8 protein-coding genes and 1 CRISPR repeat array (1 of these 9 cut by a window edge) are annotated in these 15,589 nt (G+C 61.3%); of the genes, 7 read left to right on the plus strand and 1 reads right to left on the minus strand.

All coding sequences use genetic code 11. The features are described 5' to 3' along the window. A CRISPR array of direct repeats spans positions 1–1,324; the repeat unit is 37 nt; unit sequence GTCATCCACGGCTTCCGAGCCGTGGCCCCATTGAAGC (it extends 5,464 nt beyond the left edge of the window). A gap of 491 nt (positions 1,325–1,815) precedes the next feature. The 7 genes from V5E97_RS35300 (at position 1,816) to V5E97_RS35330 (ending at position 13,677) form a co-directional block, all read left to right on the plus strand. Continuing rightward, positions 1,816–4,047 (plus strand): DUF1549 and DUF1553 domain-containing protein, encoded by a 2,232-nt coding sequence (locus V5E97_RS35300; protein ID WP_406696224.1) that lies wholly within the window; start codon positions 1,816–1,818, stop codon positions 4,045–4,047. A gap of 4 nt (positions 4,048–4,051) precedes the next feature. After that, positions 4,052–6,307: a PPC domain-containing protein gene (locus V5E97_RS35305; protein ID WP_406696225.1), complete on the plus strand. Its 2,256-nt coding sequence runs from the start codon at positions 4,052–4,054 to the stop codon at positions 6,305–6,307. Then, positions 6,304–9,147 (plus strand): c-type cytochrome domain-containing protein, encoded by a 2,844-nt coding sequence (locus tag V5E97_RS35310; protein WP_406696226.1) that lies wholly within the window; start codon positions 6,304–6,306, stop codon positions 9,145–9,147. Before V5E97_RS35305 ends, V5E97_RS35310 begins: the two co-directional genes overlap by 4 nt. Before the next feature lie 127 nt (positions 9,148–9,274). Then, a complete protein-coding gene (locus V5E97_RS35315) occupies positions 9,275–10,630 on the plus strand; it encodes a DUF1501 domain-containing protein (RefSeq protein ID WP_406696227.1) in 1,356 nt (451 codons plus the stop codon). Positions 10,631–10,859: 229 nt separating this feature from the next. Continuing rightward, on the plus strand, positions 10,860–11,336 hold the full coding sequence (locus tag V5E97_RS35320) for a YfbM family protein (protein WP_406696228.1): 477 nt from the start codon (positions 10,860–10,862) through the stop codon (positions 11,334–11,336). Positions 11,337–11,782: 446 nt separating this feature from the next. After that, a complete protein-coding gene (locus tag V5E97_RS35325; protein ID WP_406696229.1) occupies positions 11,783–12,079 on the plus strand; it encodes a DUF6869 domain-containing protein in 297 nt (98 codons plus the stop codon). Between the two features lie 923 nt (positions 12,080–13,002). Next, on the plus strand, positions 13,003–13,677 hold the full coding sequence (locus V5E97_RS35330) for a hypothetical protein (protein WP_406696230.1): 675 nt from the start codon (positions 13,003–13,005) through the stop codon (positions 13,675–13,677). 156 nt (positions 13,678–13,833) lie between these two features. Here the strand turns inward: V5E97_RS35330 and V5E97_RS35335 are convergent, their stop codons facing one another. Beyond that, a complete protein-coding gene (locus V5E97_RS35335) occupies positions 13,834–15,567 on the minus strand; it encodes an ABC transporter permease (RefSeq protein WP_406696231.1) in 1,734 nt (577 codons plus the stop codon). Positions 15,568–15,589 lie beyond the last annotated feature (22 nt).

The following is a 15,589-nucleotide window of genomic DNA, read 5'->3' on the forward strand; positions in this document are numbered from 1 at the left end:
GCAAGCGACACCTCCTCTCTCTGCCAGCACGATTTTATGTCATCCACGGCTTCCGAGCCGTGGCCCCAATGAAGCTTTCAGACCCTGGTTGCGGCGACCGACGAAGCGTCGTCATCCACGGCTTCCGAGCCGTGGCCCCATTGAAGCTATTCATGGTTATTGATCCTTTCCCGCGAATTCGACTTCATCCACGGCTTCCGAGCCGTGGCCCCATTGAAGCCAGAGCCTTGAGCTTCGCCTGACCCTCGATGGCAAGTCATCCACGGCTTCCGAGCCGTGGCCCCATTGAAGCGTGGAATCGCTATCGTACATAAGCAGATGCCACTCGTCATCCACGGCTTCCGAGCCGTGGCCCCATTGAAGCGAGCCCAATATCGGCCTCCAGGAGGAGTTCCACGGGCTCCGTCATCCACGGCTTCCGAGCCGTGGCCCCATTGAAGCTGGACCCTGATGGATCCGGACGCCGGTCGAAGCCGCGTCATCCACGGCTTCCGAGCCGTGGCCCCATTGAAGCTCGATCAGCTTGTTCTTGCTTGCGTTGGTGAACTGGTGTCATCCACGGCTTCCGAGCCGTGGCCCCATTGAAGCTCCAGTTCACGGCCGTCATCGCCCTGCTTGCGACGGCGTCATCCACGGCTTCCGAGCAGTGGCCCCATTGAAGCCCAAACCATCTACGTCCGGTTTTCCGGCCCACTCCAGCGTCATCCACGGCTTCCGAGCCGTGGCCCCATTGAAGCTCTACACGGCAATCAATCTCGGGCATGCCGACGGTGTCATCCACGGCTTCCGAGCCGTGGCCCCATTGAAGCTCTCCTCGGTCGGTTCCAGATGTCGTTGTCTTGCCGTCATCCACGGCTTCCGAGCCGTGGCCCCATTGAAGCCGTGATTTACGCCCGCCGTGGCCGATCCTTCCGCACCGTCATCCACGGCTTCCGAGCCGTGGCCCCATTGAAGCAGCTTCGGCTACCTCCTGATCGACCCGACAGCGTCTCGTCATCCACGGCTTCCGAGCCGTGGCCCCATTGAAGCAGTTCCTTGAACTCGGCGTAGAGCCGGAGCTTCTCCCGTCATCCACGGCTTCCGAGCCGTGGCCCCATTGAAGCCAGTGCACGTCGCGCCACTCGACTCCGCGCAAGGCCTCGTCATCCACGGCTTCCGAGCCGTGGCCCCATTGAAGCAACGCCAGCCCGAAGACGCCCAGCGCCAGCGCGATCGTCATCCACGGCTTCCGAGCCGTGGCCCCATTGAAGCTCGCCGAGTAACGTCAAGCTGACGGCCTGGGACAAGGTCATCCACGGCTTCCGAGCCGTGGCCCCATTGAAGCACCGATCGCTGGGGGAAAAGGATTGCTGACGTGCGGTCATACCTGCTCCCACGTCTGGCTCCGAGGCGTCATCGAGGCCCGAGCGCAGAGTGGTCAGCCGGGACACCAACTTCAACTGAGAAGCGAACAGGAAAAAAGTCGGCCCACGCTTGCGTCCGCCAGATGTTAAACTTATTATGTGCAGACGCTGAGGGGGGCCGTCGATGTTTAGTAGTGTGAGCGATGCCTTCCCGATGTTGATACGGTGCCCTTCACCTGCCTGACTCGCCTAACCGTCTCTTCCCGCCGCATTGGCGTTCCAAGCCAAACGATGTCAGAAACCAGGGAACCCGCGATCTCGATTTCCCGGCCGACCGCATGTGCTGAGTCTCTGGGTGCTCTCTATCGGCTATGTCCCAGATGCCAATGCTGATGGCAGATACAGGCTTGCTGCTTGTCAGGCGGATGGGGCGTGAGGAAAGCCTGCTCTCTACCTGGGAAAGAGCGGTCTGATGCGACTGAATTGCCAAACTAACACGTACGTGCAACTCGCCTTCGTGGCCGCTTTTTCGTTCTGCGTGACACCCGGATTCGCGGACGAGCCGGCGCGCCCGCTCGGCTTCGTCAACGACGTGGCGCCTATCTTGACCAAGGCCTCGTGCAATTCGGGCGGCTGCCACGCGAAGGCGGGAAACGGGCAGAACGGCTTTCGTCTGTCATTGCTCGGGTTTGAACCCCAGGAAGACTACGAGCATATCGTGAAGGAGGGGCACGGCCGACGGGTGTTCCCGGCGGCTCCAGAGCAGAGCTTGGTGCTCTTGAAAGCCGCGAACCTCGTCCCGCACGGCGGCGGTAAGCGACTCGATCCAAGCTCGGAAGGCTACAAGCGGCTGGCCCAGTGGATCAGCGAAGGCATGGCCTACGGTAAGGATACCGACCCCAAGCTCGTGTCGATCGAAGTGCAGCCGAAGCGGAACGTGAAGCCGATCCACGGGGAAGAGCAACTCAAGGTGCTGGCCCACTATTCGGACGGCCACATCGGGGATGTCACCCGGATGGCGCTCTATGAGCCCAACGATAAGGGGATGGCGGAGGTCGACGAGAACGGCCTCGTCAAGATCCTCGACATCCCCGGCAACGTGGCCGTGATGGTGCGCTATCAAGGAATCGTGTCCGTTTACATCGCCTCGATTCCGCTGGGCGCGCCGGTCGTGGAGATGCCCGCCGAGAAGAACTTCATCGACACACTCATCTTTGCCAACCTGAAGCAGGTGGGCGTCCCTCCCTCAGCAGTCTGCGACGACGCCACGTTTCTCCGTCGCGTCTCGCTGGATATCGCCGGCCGATTGCCCACGGTGGAGGAAGCGCGTGCGTTCCTGTCGAGCGCGGACTCGGACAAGCGCGAGCGCCTGATCGAATCGTTGCTGAGTGGCCCCGACTACGCCGACTACTTCGCCAACAAGTGGACCGCGATCCTCCGGAACAGGCGGGATGACACCAGCGACATCACGGCAAACTTCGCATTCCACTCCTGGGTGCGCGACGGCCTCCTGGCGAACAAGCCTTACGACCAGATGGTGCGCGAGCTCCTGGCGGCGACCGGGACGATCGCGGATAACCCGGCCGTGGCCTGGTACAAGCGGGTGGTGGAGCCGCAGCAGCAGCTCGAAGACGTGGCCCAGCTCTTCCTCGGCGTCCGCATGCAATGTGCTCAGTGCCACCACCATCCATTCGAGCGCTGGAGCCAGAATGACTACTTCAGCCTCGGGGCGTTCTTCAGCCAGGTGGGACGGAAACCAACCGCGACCCGGGGCGAGAACGTCATCTTTCACAAGCGAGGCACAGCCCAGCTCGAGAACAAGAAGACGAAGGTCCCGCTGAAACCGGCGGTCCTGGGCGGTCCCCCCCTGGCGATTCTCCCGGACGAGGACCCGCGGTTGAAGCTGGCCGACTGGATGAGCGACAAGGCGAACCCTTTCTTCGCGAAATCGCTGGTGAACCGTTACTGGAAGCACTTCTTCAAGCGGGGCCTCATCGAACCCGAGGACGATATCCGCGAGACGAACCCGGCGACGAATCCCGAGCTCCTGGAGGCCCTGGCCAATCATTTTGTCGCCAGTGGCTATGACCTGAAGGCCGTGGTCCGCGTGATCGCCCAGTCGCACACATATCAATTGAGCGCGATCCCGAACGCATACAATGGTGTCGATCGCCAGAACTTCTCGCACTATTACCCCAAACGCATGCAAGCCGAGGTGCTCCTGGATGCCCTCGACCAGCTCACAGGCGCAAAAACCGACTTCGCCAACCTGCCGCCCGGCACGCGTGCGATCTCGCTTCCCGACAACAGCTACAACCGGAGTTCGCCCTTCCTGAAGGTCTTCGGCAGGCCCGAGGGGGCGAGCGTTTGCGAGTGCGAACGGGTCCAGTCGCCGAGTCTCGCGCAAAGCCTGCACCTGATGAACGCGGCAGACGTGAAGTCGAAACTCAGCACGCCAAGTGGACGCGCGGACCTGCTGTCGAAATCGAACAAGACCGAGTCCGAGAAGGTGAGCGAGCTGTACCTGGCCGCCTACTCGCGCGAGCCGAGCGCTGAGGAGTTGAAGGTGGCCGAGGAGTTTATCGCCAAGTCGCGGTTGGACGCGCAAGGCAACCCGCTCGATCCCGCAAGGGCCAAGCGCGAAGCCTACGAAGATCTGCTCTGGGCGATCACCAACACCAAAGAGTACCTCTACAATCACTAATATCATGCGCAAAAAAACACTCGTCCGTTTTATCGCCGGCATGATGGGATTCTGGCTCGGCGCCACGTCGCTCGCCCAGTTGGTTTGCCTCCCCGCGCCGCGATTGCTCACGATGTTGCCGATGGGGGGGGAAGCCGGGACCAGCTTCGAGGTCACGATCACAGGCGAGAACATCGACGGGGAGAACGAGTTGCTCTTCTCCCACCCCAAGATCACCGCGAAACCAAAGGTTTCCGATGCAGGGAAGGCAGTAGCCAACACGTTCGTGGTCACCATCGCTGCCGACGCTCCCCAGGGCGTGCACGACGCCCGGGTGTTGTCGCGGTTGGGGATCTCGTCATCACGTGCCTTCTCGGTGAGCGGATTGCCAGAGGCAACCCGGGGCAAGCCGAATACGTCGTTGGCGACGGCCTGGGAGCTCAAACCGAATTCGATCTGCAACGCGGTGATGACTTCGAGAAGCGTGGACTTCTATGCCTTCCAGGCCGCGAAGGGAAAACGATTCGCGGTGGAGTGCGCGGCACGAGGCATCGACTCGAAGCTGAACCCGGTGTTAATCATCGCCGACGACAAGGGGCGCGACCTGCTGGCCGATCGCCGCGGCGGTCTTCTTGATTTCAAGGCCCCTGCCGATGGCAACTATTTCGTCAAGGTGCATGACCTGACCTTTCAAGGAGGCCCCACGCATTTCTATCGGCTGGCCTTTCTTGAAGAACCAGGCACCGGTCCCGCGCCGCGACAGCCCTCGACGACGACTGTGAGTTCGTTCTCTTGGGTCCCGGATGAGGCTGCGAACCTCCCCAAACTCACAGAGGCAGAGCCCAACAACCAGCAAACCGAGGCGCAGAAGATCACGCTCCCTTGCGACATCGACGGCCGGTTCTATCCGGCCGCGGATGTCGACACGTTCGAGTTCACGGCCAAAAAGGGCGACGTGTGGTGGGTGGAGGTCGCGTCGGAGCGTCTCGGTTTGCCCACCGATCCCTTCGTCCTCGTCCAGCGCGTGACCCAAGACGGTTCGGAAGAGAAGCTCGTCGACGTCGCGGAATTCAACGATATTCCCAGCCCGATCAAACCATCGAGCAACGGCTACTCGTACGACGGCCCCGTCTACGACGCCGGTTCGGCGGACGCGCTCGGCAAACTCGAGATCAAGGAAGACGGGGTCTATCGCCTCCAACTGCGCGACCTGTTCGGCGGTACGCGCAGCGAGGCTCGCCACGTTTACCGGCTGATCATTCGCAAGCCGGCTCCCGATTTCGCCCTGGCCGCGTGGGCCCTTCATATGAACCTGCGGAACGGCGATCGCAACGCACTCTCCAAACCGATCGCGCTCCGCGCGGGGGCGACGATGGCGTTTGAGGTCGTGGTCGTGCGGCGCGATGGGTTCGATGGCGCGATCGAGTTGGGGATGTCTGACCTGCCCGAGGGCGTGTCGGCCTCCGGCTTGAAGATTCCGGCCGGCAAGTCGGTGGGAACTCTGCTGATCAGCGCCCAAGAAAACGCCCCCCGCTCATTCAGCGGCGCGAAGATTTTCGGCCGCGCTCAGCTCGATGGGAAAACGGTGACACGGCCTGGCCGGCTCGCTTCGATGGTCTGGCCGGTGAAAGATGCGAGCCAGGAGATCCCGAATCCACGCCTGGTTGCCGACGTACCAGTCTCCGTCAGCGGATCGGAAGGCGCGCCCATCACGATCGCACCGGCCGAGAGCAAGGTCTGGGAGGCAAAGGCGGGAGACAAGCTTACGATCCCACTCAAGGTCACCTGGCGGAGTGAGTTCACGGGGGCCTCGATCAAGTTGAGTCCCATGGGAGCCGACTTCAAAGGCGTCAAGGCGATCGACATTCCACTCAAAGCGGCTGGCTCGGAGGTCGTACTCGACCTGGCGGCCCTGCAGACGCCGCCCGGAGAGTATGCACTCGTCCTGTACGGCAGTGCCGTGGCCAAATACCGCTACAATCCGGAGGCCGTGAAACGGGCCGAGGAAGAGCAGAAGAAGGCCGAACAGGAGGCGATCGCCATCGCGGAGGCCGCCAAGAAACTCGCCGACGAAGCGAAGGCCGCCCCCCCCGAGAAGAAGTCGGAAGCCGAGAATACCGTGAAAGCCGCGGTCGGCAAGCAGAAGTCCGCCGAGGCCGCCAAGGCAGATGCCGCCAAGCGGATGAAGGCCGCGACCGATGCGGCGGCACCCGTGGACATCGTCGATATCGTGGTGGCGGAACCGATTCGAATTCTTGTCACTCCCAAGGATCAGAAATGAGTGCGCCCGTTCGGCAATGCGCCCTCCGCCGATCGTCCGTCGCTGCGATCCTGAGCGCCTGGTGGTGCCTGGTCAACCCGTTGGCGACCGGCGCGGAGATCGACTTTTATCGTGATATCTATCCGGTCCTGAAGTCCAACTGCATCGCCTGCCACAACAAGACGACGACCAAGGCGGCTCTGAACATGGAGTCGCCGGAGGCGATGCGCAAAGGGGGCGACTCGGGTGAAGGGGTGATCCCTGGCAATGGCGCGGAGAGCCTGATATTCCAGGCCGCGGCACACGACGGGGACATCCAGATGCCGCCCAAGGGAAACAAAAGCGGCGCCTTGAATCTCACGCCCAACGAGCTCGCATTGCTCAAGACGTGGATCGACCAAGGGGCCAAGAGCTCGGTCATGCAGGCGCGACAAGTGGTCTGGCAGCCGTTGCCGCCAGGCCTCAATCCGATCTACAGCGTGGCGATGACCCGGGACGGCCAGCTCGCCGCCTGCGGTCGGGCGAACCAGATCTTCGTTTACGACCTGGCGACACGACGGCTCGTCACCCGCCTCGCGGATGAGTCGCTCAACAAGCCAGGGTCCCCTCAAATTACGGGTGCAGCCCATCGGGCCCTCGTGCAGTCGCTGGCGTTCAGTCCTGACGGCATGAGGCTCGCCTCGGGAAGTTTCCGCGAGGTGAAAATCTGGCGGCGGGAGAACGTGCTCGCTACAACGCGAGACGGCGACCCGACGCTTACCGCGGTCGTTTCGGTGCTTTCGGCGGACGGCACGCAGGTCGTGTCTGCCGACAAGCAGGGAACCCTGCACGTGCTCGATGCCGCCAATGGAAAAACACTGAAAACGATCCCGACAGGGAACCAAGGCAGCATGACGCTGCTGAACCTTTCACCAGACGCAGCGAAGATTGCTACCTACGGAACCGACGGCGTGCTCAGCCTCTGGAGCCTCGCGGACGGCCAGCGTATCGCCAGCAAGGAGTCCCTCGCCGGCGTACGCACCCTGGCCTGGACGCGCGATGGGAAAGCGATCGCCACCGGGGGCGAAGACAAGGTCGTGCGCCTCTGGTCGCTGCCTGTCGAGGAGAAGGCGGAGCTTGTCATCTCGAAGGAACTCAAGGGGGCGACCGGAGCGATTACGGCGATCGAGACCGGTGCCGATCTTCTGATCGCGGCGAGCGCCGAGGGCAAGGTGCGTTTGTGGAACTTGTCCGAAGCCAATCCAGTCCGTGAGCTCGCGATCGCCGACGTCGTGGCACTCGGGGTGTCGAGTGACGGCAAGCGGCTCGCCGCTGGCCGTGCCGACGGTGTCGTGCAGGTCTGGGACCTGGCGGCCGGAATGTCCGTCATCGAGTTGAGTGGTGATCTGGAGACCAACACGCAACTGGCCGCTCTGGACTGGGTCGTCGCGGCGGAAGGGCTCGAGATGTCGTTTCAGAAACAGGAAGCGGCACGCATCGAGGCCCAAAACAAGGCGCTTGAGGGACTGCTGACGAAGGTCAACGAGACCATCGCGACGGTCCGGAAGGACCTGGTCGAAAAAGGGAACGCCCTGAAGCAGGCGACCGACGCGGTGGAGTCGGCGAAGAAAGACGTCGCCGCGGTCGCGGACCAGATCGCCAAGGCCCCTGAGGGCAAGCCCGATCCCGCGCTTGAGAAGTCACAGAAGGAGGCCCAGGATAAGCTCATGGCCGCCACCCTGGCGGAGAGTGCGGCGCTGGCGGCCTTGAAAGCACGGGAGATTCATCTCAAGGATGCCGAGGTCGAAGCCCAGAATTACTCGGCGGCCCAATCCCGGAACACGAGTACGGTCGTCGCGGCCAACGCAGCCTCGGCAAAAGCGAAAGCCGCGCAGGACAAGGCGACAGCGGATGCGGCCGCGACCAGAAAGTCCGCCGCGGCCCGAAAGCTTCAGCCGCTGGCCGTCTGCTTTTCCGCGGATACAGAGACCGTGGCCGCCGCATTGAGTGACGGATCGCTGCGCGTCTGGGCGGTCGCATCAGGTCTGCCCACCCGGCACCTGCCAGGCCGCGGGCCGACGCCGTCGGCTTCCCTCGTGACCTGCGCCAATGGCGACTTCTCAGCCGCTACCGCGGAGGGTTCGACCGTACGCGTGAGCACCGCCTCGCAATGGGTCCTGGAGCGGACGCTCGGCGGCGAGACGGCGGCCTCGCCGTTTGTCGATCGCGTGAACGCCCTGCGGTTCAGCCCTGACGGCAAGACACTCGCAGCAGGTGGGGGCGAACCGACGCGATCCGGTGATATCAGCCTCTGGGACGTCGCGAGTGGCACGTTGGTCAACGAGTGGAAGGAACGGCATGGCGACGCGGTGCTCAGTCTCGACTTTTCTCCGGACGGCAAACGGCTCGCCTCCGGAGGCGCGGACAAGATCGCGCGAGTCACCGAGATTGCCAGCGGCAAGCTCGTCAATGTGCTGGAAGGACACACTCATCATGTTCTGGGGGTATCCTTCCGTGCAGACGGGCGCGTACTGGCCACTGCGGGCGCGGACAGTGCCGTGGTCGTCTGGGACATGATTTCGGGAGAGCGGAAGAAGAAGATCGAAGGCTGGAGTAAAGAGGTGACATCGCTCCAGTTCATCGGAGCGACCAAGCAGATCGTCACGTCGGCCGGGGACAACCTGGTCCGCATCGTGGACGATAACGGCGGACAGATCCGAGCCATGGCCAAGCTGCCCGATTTCATGCAATCTGCGGCCAGCGCAGCCACCGCCGGCCTGATTATCGGCGGTGGCGAAGACAGCATGCTCCGCGTCTGGAACGGGGTAACGGGGCAGGAACTGGCCACATTTGGGGCTGAGTCGAACACGAAAATGCCGTGATCGCCGTCGAACACCGGAGTCCGAGGATTCCCACATACTTTTCACCGGCGCAAATCTCATGTCATCATCAACTTCCCGGTCTCGATCACCTGTCCCTTGCCCCGGTCCCTTCAGCCGACGCGGCTTCATGCGTCTCGGGCTGACTGGTTTCGCAAGTCTGAGCTGGCCGAACCTGATGCAGCTACGGGCGGCCAGCCCCCTCCCGTCCAGCCACGAAAAGACGGCCGTGATCATGGTCTGGCTGCCGGGCGGATTATCCCACCTCGACAGCTACGACCCCAAGCCCGAGATCGGCAGCGAGTATCGGGGCCCGTTCAAGACGATCGACACCAAGGTGCCCGGCCTGCAGTTCACGGAACTCTTGCCGCGACACGCACAGATCGCGGACAAGTTCACGATCCTGCGATCGATGAGCCACCGGGGCCCGGGCCACCCGGCCGGTTCCATGCAAATGCTCTCGGGTGATCCCGATGAGCGTGATAAATCCAAGCCCAAGTTGCCGGACTGGATGTCGGTCGTCAACTATCTGCGCTCGCAGGATCCGCAACGCTCGAATCCGCTGCCGAGGTACGTGGGAGTAAATCCCCCCTTGGAATACAACGGCCCCGCCTACCTGGGCGATGCGTACTCCCCATTCTCGGTGCAGGACGACCCCAACCGGCCGAACTTCGAGGTGCCCAACATCGGCCTCGCCAATCCCGCTGAGGCGATCCGGCTGGGCAATCGCGTAGCGCTCCGGCAGAGCATCGACAACCTCGAGCGGAGCTTTGACCGCGAGGGCGAACTCGGTGCCCTCGACCAGTTCGAAACGCAGGCGATGACCCTCCTGACCAATCCGCAGACGCGAAAAGCGTTCGATTTGAACCAGGAAGATCCACGCGTTCGCGACCGTTACGGACGGAATCGATGGGGACAGCAACTCTTACTCGCCCGCCGACTGGCTGAAGCCGGCGCGGAGATCATCACCAGCAGTCTGAATGGGCCCCTTTGCGGCCGGGTCAGTAACTGGGACGATCACGCGGTGAACCATCACGTTTTCGATGCCATGCGCTTCCGCGCCGAGGCTTACGACCAGGCGGTCACCGCTCTCATTGAGGACGTCTATGCCCGCGGCCTGGACAAGCGCGTGCTGGTGGTCGTCACCGGCGAGTTCGGCCGCACCCCCAAGATTGAATATGACCGCAGCACCGGCGCCGGCAACGCGAGCGCCGCGGCAGGCACCGTGCAACCTGGCCGCGACCACTGGCCCCGCGCATTCTCCAACCTCTGGGCCGGCGGCGGCATTACCACCGGCCGCGTCATCGGCGCCACCGACAAGCGTGGAGAGGACGTGATCGAGCGCGTCTGTAGCCCCGGCGACTTCCTGGCAACGATCTATCACCACCTGGGCATCGACGGCTCGAAAGTCCTCATCAACGACTTCAACGGACGCCCCACCCCCATTGTCGATCAGGGCAAGCCGATCGCCGAGCTCATCGCATAAGTTCAAGTTGTGATGACTTGCTTGATTATCCAAGCATTCTCGCTTGTTGACCAGAGAGATTCGGCCAATAGATGGGGAACTGGCCGCGAAGCTTGGCGGATCGCCCAAGCTTCCGACTTCGCCTCCTTTGGATGCGTGACCACTTCGCCGCGCTACTCTCGTCCAATGGTCCTCACAATACCTGATAGGTGGGAGGGGTCTCTTGGGGAGCCGTGGGGTTCATTTTGCGTTGTCCATAACCGAGGCGGAGCAACTGCGTGCGCTACCAAGTGAGCAGGCTCGGCTCGACTACATCATCGAGAACATCGAGGAATCCTACTTCGCCGATCACAAGGAGTACCTCGCCGAGACGGACACAGCCTGGGACGCAATCCACCGCGCGCTTACCGACGGAGAGTTGACTTGGGATGGCGGCGAGTATCCGCTCAATCATGTGGTCCTGGCCGGCGAGTTGCTCTACACCGATCCCGATTACATCCTGAGCCTCAAATCGCCCGAGCAGGTTCGCGAAATCGCCGCCGCGCTGTCGGGAGTCTCCGAATCGGAATTCCGTCGCCGCTACTTCGCGATCGACTCGGACCGCTACGGATGCACCGTCGACGAACTCGATTTCGCCTACACTTGGGGATGGTTCCAGAACCTCTGTCGTCTGTATTCCAAGGCGGCAACCGAAGGCCGCTTCGTTCTATTCACGGCCGACCAGTAACCTTTCACGGCAACGGCCTCTGGCCGCCCCGACGATGTTATCCCGATCAGTCGACGATTGATCCGACAGCGTGGTGACCGGGTGGCACCGGCGACTCGCCCATCCGGATCGAGGCCGCAATCGACGGCCTCGGTGCACTGGACCCTTTGTCGGGATAACGGAGAAGCTTTTGTTGCCTGTGTCTCTTCGTCAGCCTTCGAAACTTACAACTCATGCGACGAAGGACGAGAACCGTAGGTGTACGGATTTGACGCTTGCGTTCCAGGACGCGAGAGCACATATTTTGTTCGTCCGCATAATCACCTATTTTGGAAGGGTGTATGCCAATCGATGAGCGTTGGCAGCGATTTAGCCCGTCCGATTGGCACGCATTCGCCAGTGCCTGGCTGGCAGAGTTGCGAAATCCGTCGAAGGAACAAAAATGGGGCGTGGGACACTCGGTTGTGATGATGAACTTCACGGCCGCGCCGGAGCATCAATGGCAATTCATCCAGGCGGTGTTAGCCGAAGCGGATTCGGATGATGATCTGGGCCACGTCGCCGCCGGCCCGATGGAACACCTGATGGGTTGGCATGGTGCTGACTACATCGAAAAAGTCGAGGAGCGCGCGGCGGCTGATCCGAAGTTCGCCAGGATGCTCGGCGGCGTCTGGAAGTACATGATGAACGACGATGTCTGGGAGCGTGTCCAGGCATTGAAGGCCCGACATTCCGACTCTTCCAGCGCAGGGAACGACGCCTAACCTCACGCTTCAGCGTACTCACGCCGCCTCTGGGACGTTATCCCTATCCCTCGTTCGGCTCACACCACCGGGATTGAGCAGCCAAGCACTTCAATTGGAATCTCTGGGAGATTTCGCAAAAAAATGGAGTCTGGCCGGAAGTCCTGGCGGATTCCCCTAACTCTCGGCATTACCTGTAGAAGGTGCATTCCCAATTGGCCACCTACCGATGGCTGGAGCGAATGCTCGGGGCTCGGTATCGCAATCCAACTCAACTTTGTGAATTGGCCAACTCTCGAAATGGGGTGTAGATTTACCATGTGCCGATTTCACGCTCAGCTCCCGGGAATTACATCGGTCGGTCCGAGAGATGATTAGAGTTCATAGCCAGGCACTCCAACGGGGGCATCTGGGAAATTGAGGGATTGAGTAGCAAGACACTACAATGAGGATCTCTGGGAGATCTGGGCGTCAGGCCGAGAGCCTTGGCGGACTCGCCAAGCTTCCGGATTTGCCTCTGTTGGGTACATGGCCGCTTGGCGCTCTCAATTGTTCCGATTAATCACCTGTGAAACAAGAAAAGGGTAGGGTCTCGTAGCGGCGGAACTGCGGTTCGATTTCTTCGAGAAAGTCATCTTCGACTCGGCCGATCCCGACTTGGGTGAGATCGATGGTCAAGTTCGGCACTGCCTCGGCCGTGTTTGCGGTGACGAGGGGATTTCGTCGTACACCGCCAGCGTACACCATTACGTCATATAGATATTTTTCGCAACTCATTGCGGCGGACCGCTAAGTTCTAACGTCACGAATTCTTTTTGCGATGGATCGTCCGTGCGAGCCAGGCAACGTGGTGAGCTACCTGGCTGACTGCTAAGCTCACTTCTTTGACGGCGTGGGGCCGTCAAAGTTTCCCATTGTGCGGCGAAATTAGAGGTTTCTTCAAGATGACCGTCTACACAGGGAGCGACACGTATGGTCGAGTTAAATCCGTTTCCGGCACACCAATCGTAACGAAATTTTTCATGCTCCAATGCTTGCCTATCTATCCGTTGCAGTCGTTTTACTTCGAGAAACAGGGGCCATCCGAATCCAAGGGCATTCCTTTTCTCGCGAGCATCCAAACTTCGGCAATCATCGGTATTCCATTAGCTTCGCTCGATAAGACATCGGTAGCCATGGCCTATGTTCGCTCACTGTTTGCAACGCTTGGTCTCGTCGGCTCTCTTGCCTTCATGCCATTAATGATGCACTTAACAGGCGAACATATCGACGAGTTCGGAATCATTGCAACACGGGGGTTGCTCTATTCGCTGGTCATCGGGATCGTTGGAGGGGCGCTGACGTACGCCATTCCCCTGACTCCTCGCCGCGAGAAAGACATTCGTCGCTACTGCGCGGAACTGCTTGGGATAGCCGCCGATCCGGCATGCCTACCGCCCTATCTGGTCATGATGCTCGTTGAGTTTGTTAGCAATCAAACCGAGGCTCCAGGGGATCCACGAGAACAACTGGTTCGACAATTGATCAACACACGATTGCAACTCGTCAATGCCACATACGCGGATGATCTAGAGGCGAAGACCGACAGGTTGCTCGATGAGTTGAACCTCGCCAAGTGACTTATACACTCGTCGGCACGCTTGAAGTGCGATACCCGACCTCGCACTTCATCGCCACCTGGGCCATTGTGAACGACTCGGGGATAGGCGATCGGCTGGAAAACGCCGGCCCGATTTCACAGGCGCCCAACGCCAAATCAAACCATGTACATGCTATTAATCAAATTCCTCTCCCGCGATCCCCATGACTTTCGCGGGTTTGTCCACTCCCCGCATTCTCCGGCGAGTTAGGGGAAGTCCCGCCTCGACGCGGCCGAGACAGCGGTTGAAGGTGGCGAGGGTCGCGCCCAGCAACCCGAGGTCGGCCATGCTATAGACCACTATCCAGAAGACCGCCCACTCGAGGTGTTGCCGCCCGCCGCCTGGCCCGCAGATGTCGGCCGCAAGCACACCCGCGAAGTAGAAGGGGCTGGCCATCATGAGCCCTTCTCCACTGTGCTGGGACTGAAACAACATTCCGATGAACAAGCAGCCGACGGCCACAACGACGTATGCCGAGACCGTCAGCGCCACCGCCCGGCCAAGCCGGGCACACCAGGTCGCCATCGCCAGTCCCAGGCCGGTGATCACCGCGCCACCGATAAATACAAAGACGAGCGTCATCAGGGCGGTCGGAAGATAAAGCGAATTCAACGGATCGCTACTGAGGACGACGAGCACCGGCAAGACCGCCAGCGACGGGACCAGGCGAAACGTCCCCAACCATTTTCCGAGGACGATCTCGCGAGTCGAGAGCGTTGTGGTCATCAGCACGTCGAGGCTGCCCCGCACCCGCTCTTCAGAAAGGGATGTCGCCGCCGTCACGCTCAGCAGAAGCATACCAATCGAGACCTGCAAGCCGTTGACCCACGCCATGGCGAACGACGACTTTGGCGCCACGATCGCCCCAACGCTGGCGGTTACCGCCCCAACCATGAAGAGTCCCCACACACGCCGCGCCAATCGTGAGGGACGCGCGCGGTGCCACTCACGCCAGAGCACGGGGTTGAAGTCGAGTGACGGACCGGGCAAGAAGCGTCTCGGGTCAATGCGATCGCTGAGCCTCTCCAACCGGCCGCGAAGGCTCTGTTTCCTGGGGACGTTTACCCGGGTACAAACGGCTCGAAGCCTCGAAATGGTCAGAGCGACGAGCATGGCAGCGGCCCCGGTCGTTATGGCCAGGAACCAAAGGTAATCGCTGAACGATACCGTGCCGGGAAACAAATAAGGCGCAAAGGCCAGATAATATGGATCGGCGACACTCGGAGGAACGGCCAGCGACCAGCCGTACGCATTGTTCACGAGCGTGACGAACGGCCGCCCAACAAGCCAGATCCCCCAGATCGCGTATGTACCGAGCATCGCTTCGTGTGTCCGTTTCACCCAGAGCGAAAAGGCAAAAGCAAGCGAACTCCCAAGCACGGCGATACCGACCGTCACGATGAACGCCCCAACAAGCGCATTGGGGTCGACGCCGCCGAGGAGGGTCAGGATCGCCATCAGGGGCAACGCGCAGGCAACCAGGCCGAGCACGGGCACGAGCCGCGCGGCGAGCTTGCCGAGCACGATCTCGGAGTCCGAGAGGTCGGTAACGAGAACATGGGTCAACATGCCGGACGATCGGTCGAGACAGACCGCGCCCGCCGTGGCGGCCGGAGCCACGAGAAGCACCAGGGTCAACTGGGTTCCGATCACGGCGATGAAAAAATTCTTACCGAGCGTCGCCAGCTCGTGCAACGTCATCCCGCTAGGTCGTGTACTGGACTGTGACAAGACCACGAGCAAGGCCACGAAGAGCATTGCCGTGAATAATGACCGCATCGCATACCATTGCCATCGCCTTGATGTGGCGATCCACTCGTAAGCGAAGACCGGACCGAGTCCGAGCCGAAGCCCGCGCCGAGCGTTCATCACGGATCGAGTCCTTCGAGAC

The organism is Singulisphaera photorubra (assembly GCF_045290345.1).
In the GTDB taxonomy this organism is placed as follows: domain Bacteria; phylum Planctomycetota; class Planctomycetia; order Isosphaerales; family Isosphaeraceae; genus Singulisphaera.

Coding starts and splice junctions, on each gene's coding strand:
- V5E97_RS35325 (WP_406696229.1), top strand. CDS start 11,783: ATGATGAACTTCACGGCCGCGCCGGAGCATCAATGGCAATTCATCCAG.
- V5E97_RS35300 (WP_406696224.1), top strand. CDS start 1,816: ATGCGACTGAATTGCCAAACTAACACGTACGTGCAACTCGCCTTCGTG.
- V5E97_RS35330 (WP_406696230.1), top strand. CDS start 13,003: ATGACCGTCTACACAGGGAGCGACACGTATGGTCGAGTTAAATCCGTT.
- V5E97_RS35305 (WP_406696225.1), top strand. CDS start 4,052: ATGCGCAAAAAAACACTCGTCCGTTTTATCGCCGGCATGATGGGATTC.
- V5E97_RS35310 (WP_406696226.1), top strand. CDS start 6,304: ATGAGTGCGCCCGTTCGGCAATGCGCCCTCCGCCGATCGTCCGTCGCT.
- V5E97_RS35315 (WP_406696227.1), top strand. CDS start 9,275: ATGCGTCTCGGGCTGACTGGTTTCGCAAGTCTGAGCTGGCCGAACCTG.
- V5E97_RS35335 (WP_406696231.1), bottom strand. CDS start 15,567: ATGAACGCTCGGCGCGGGCTTCGGCTCGGACTCGGTCCGGTCTTCGCT.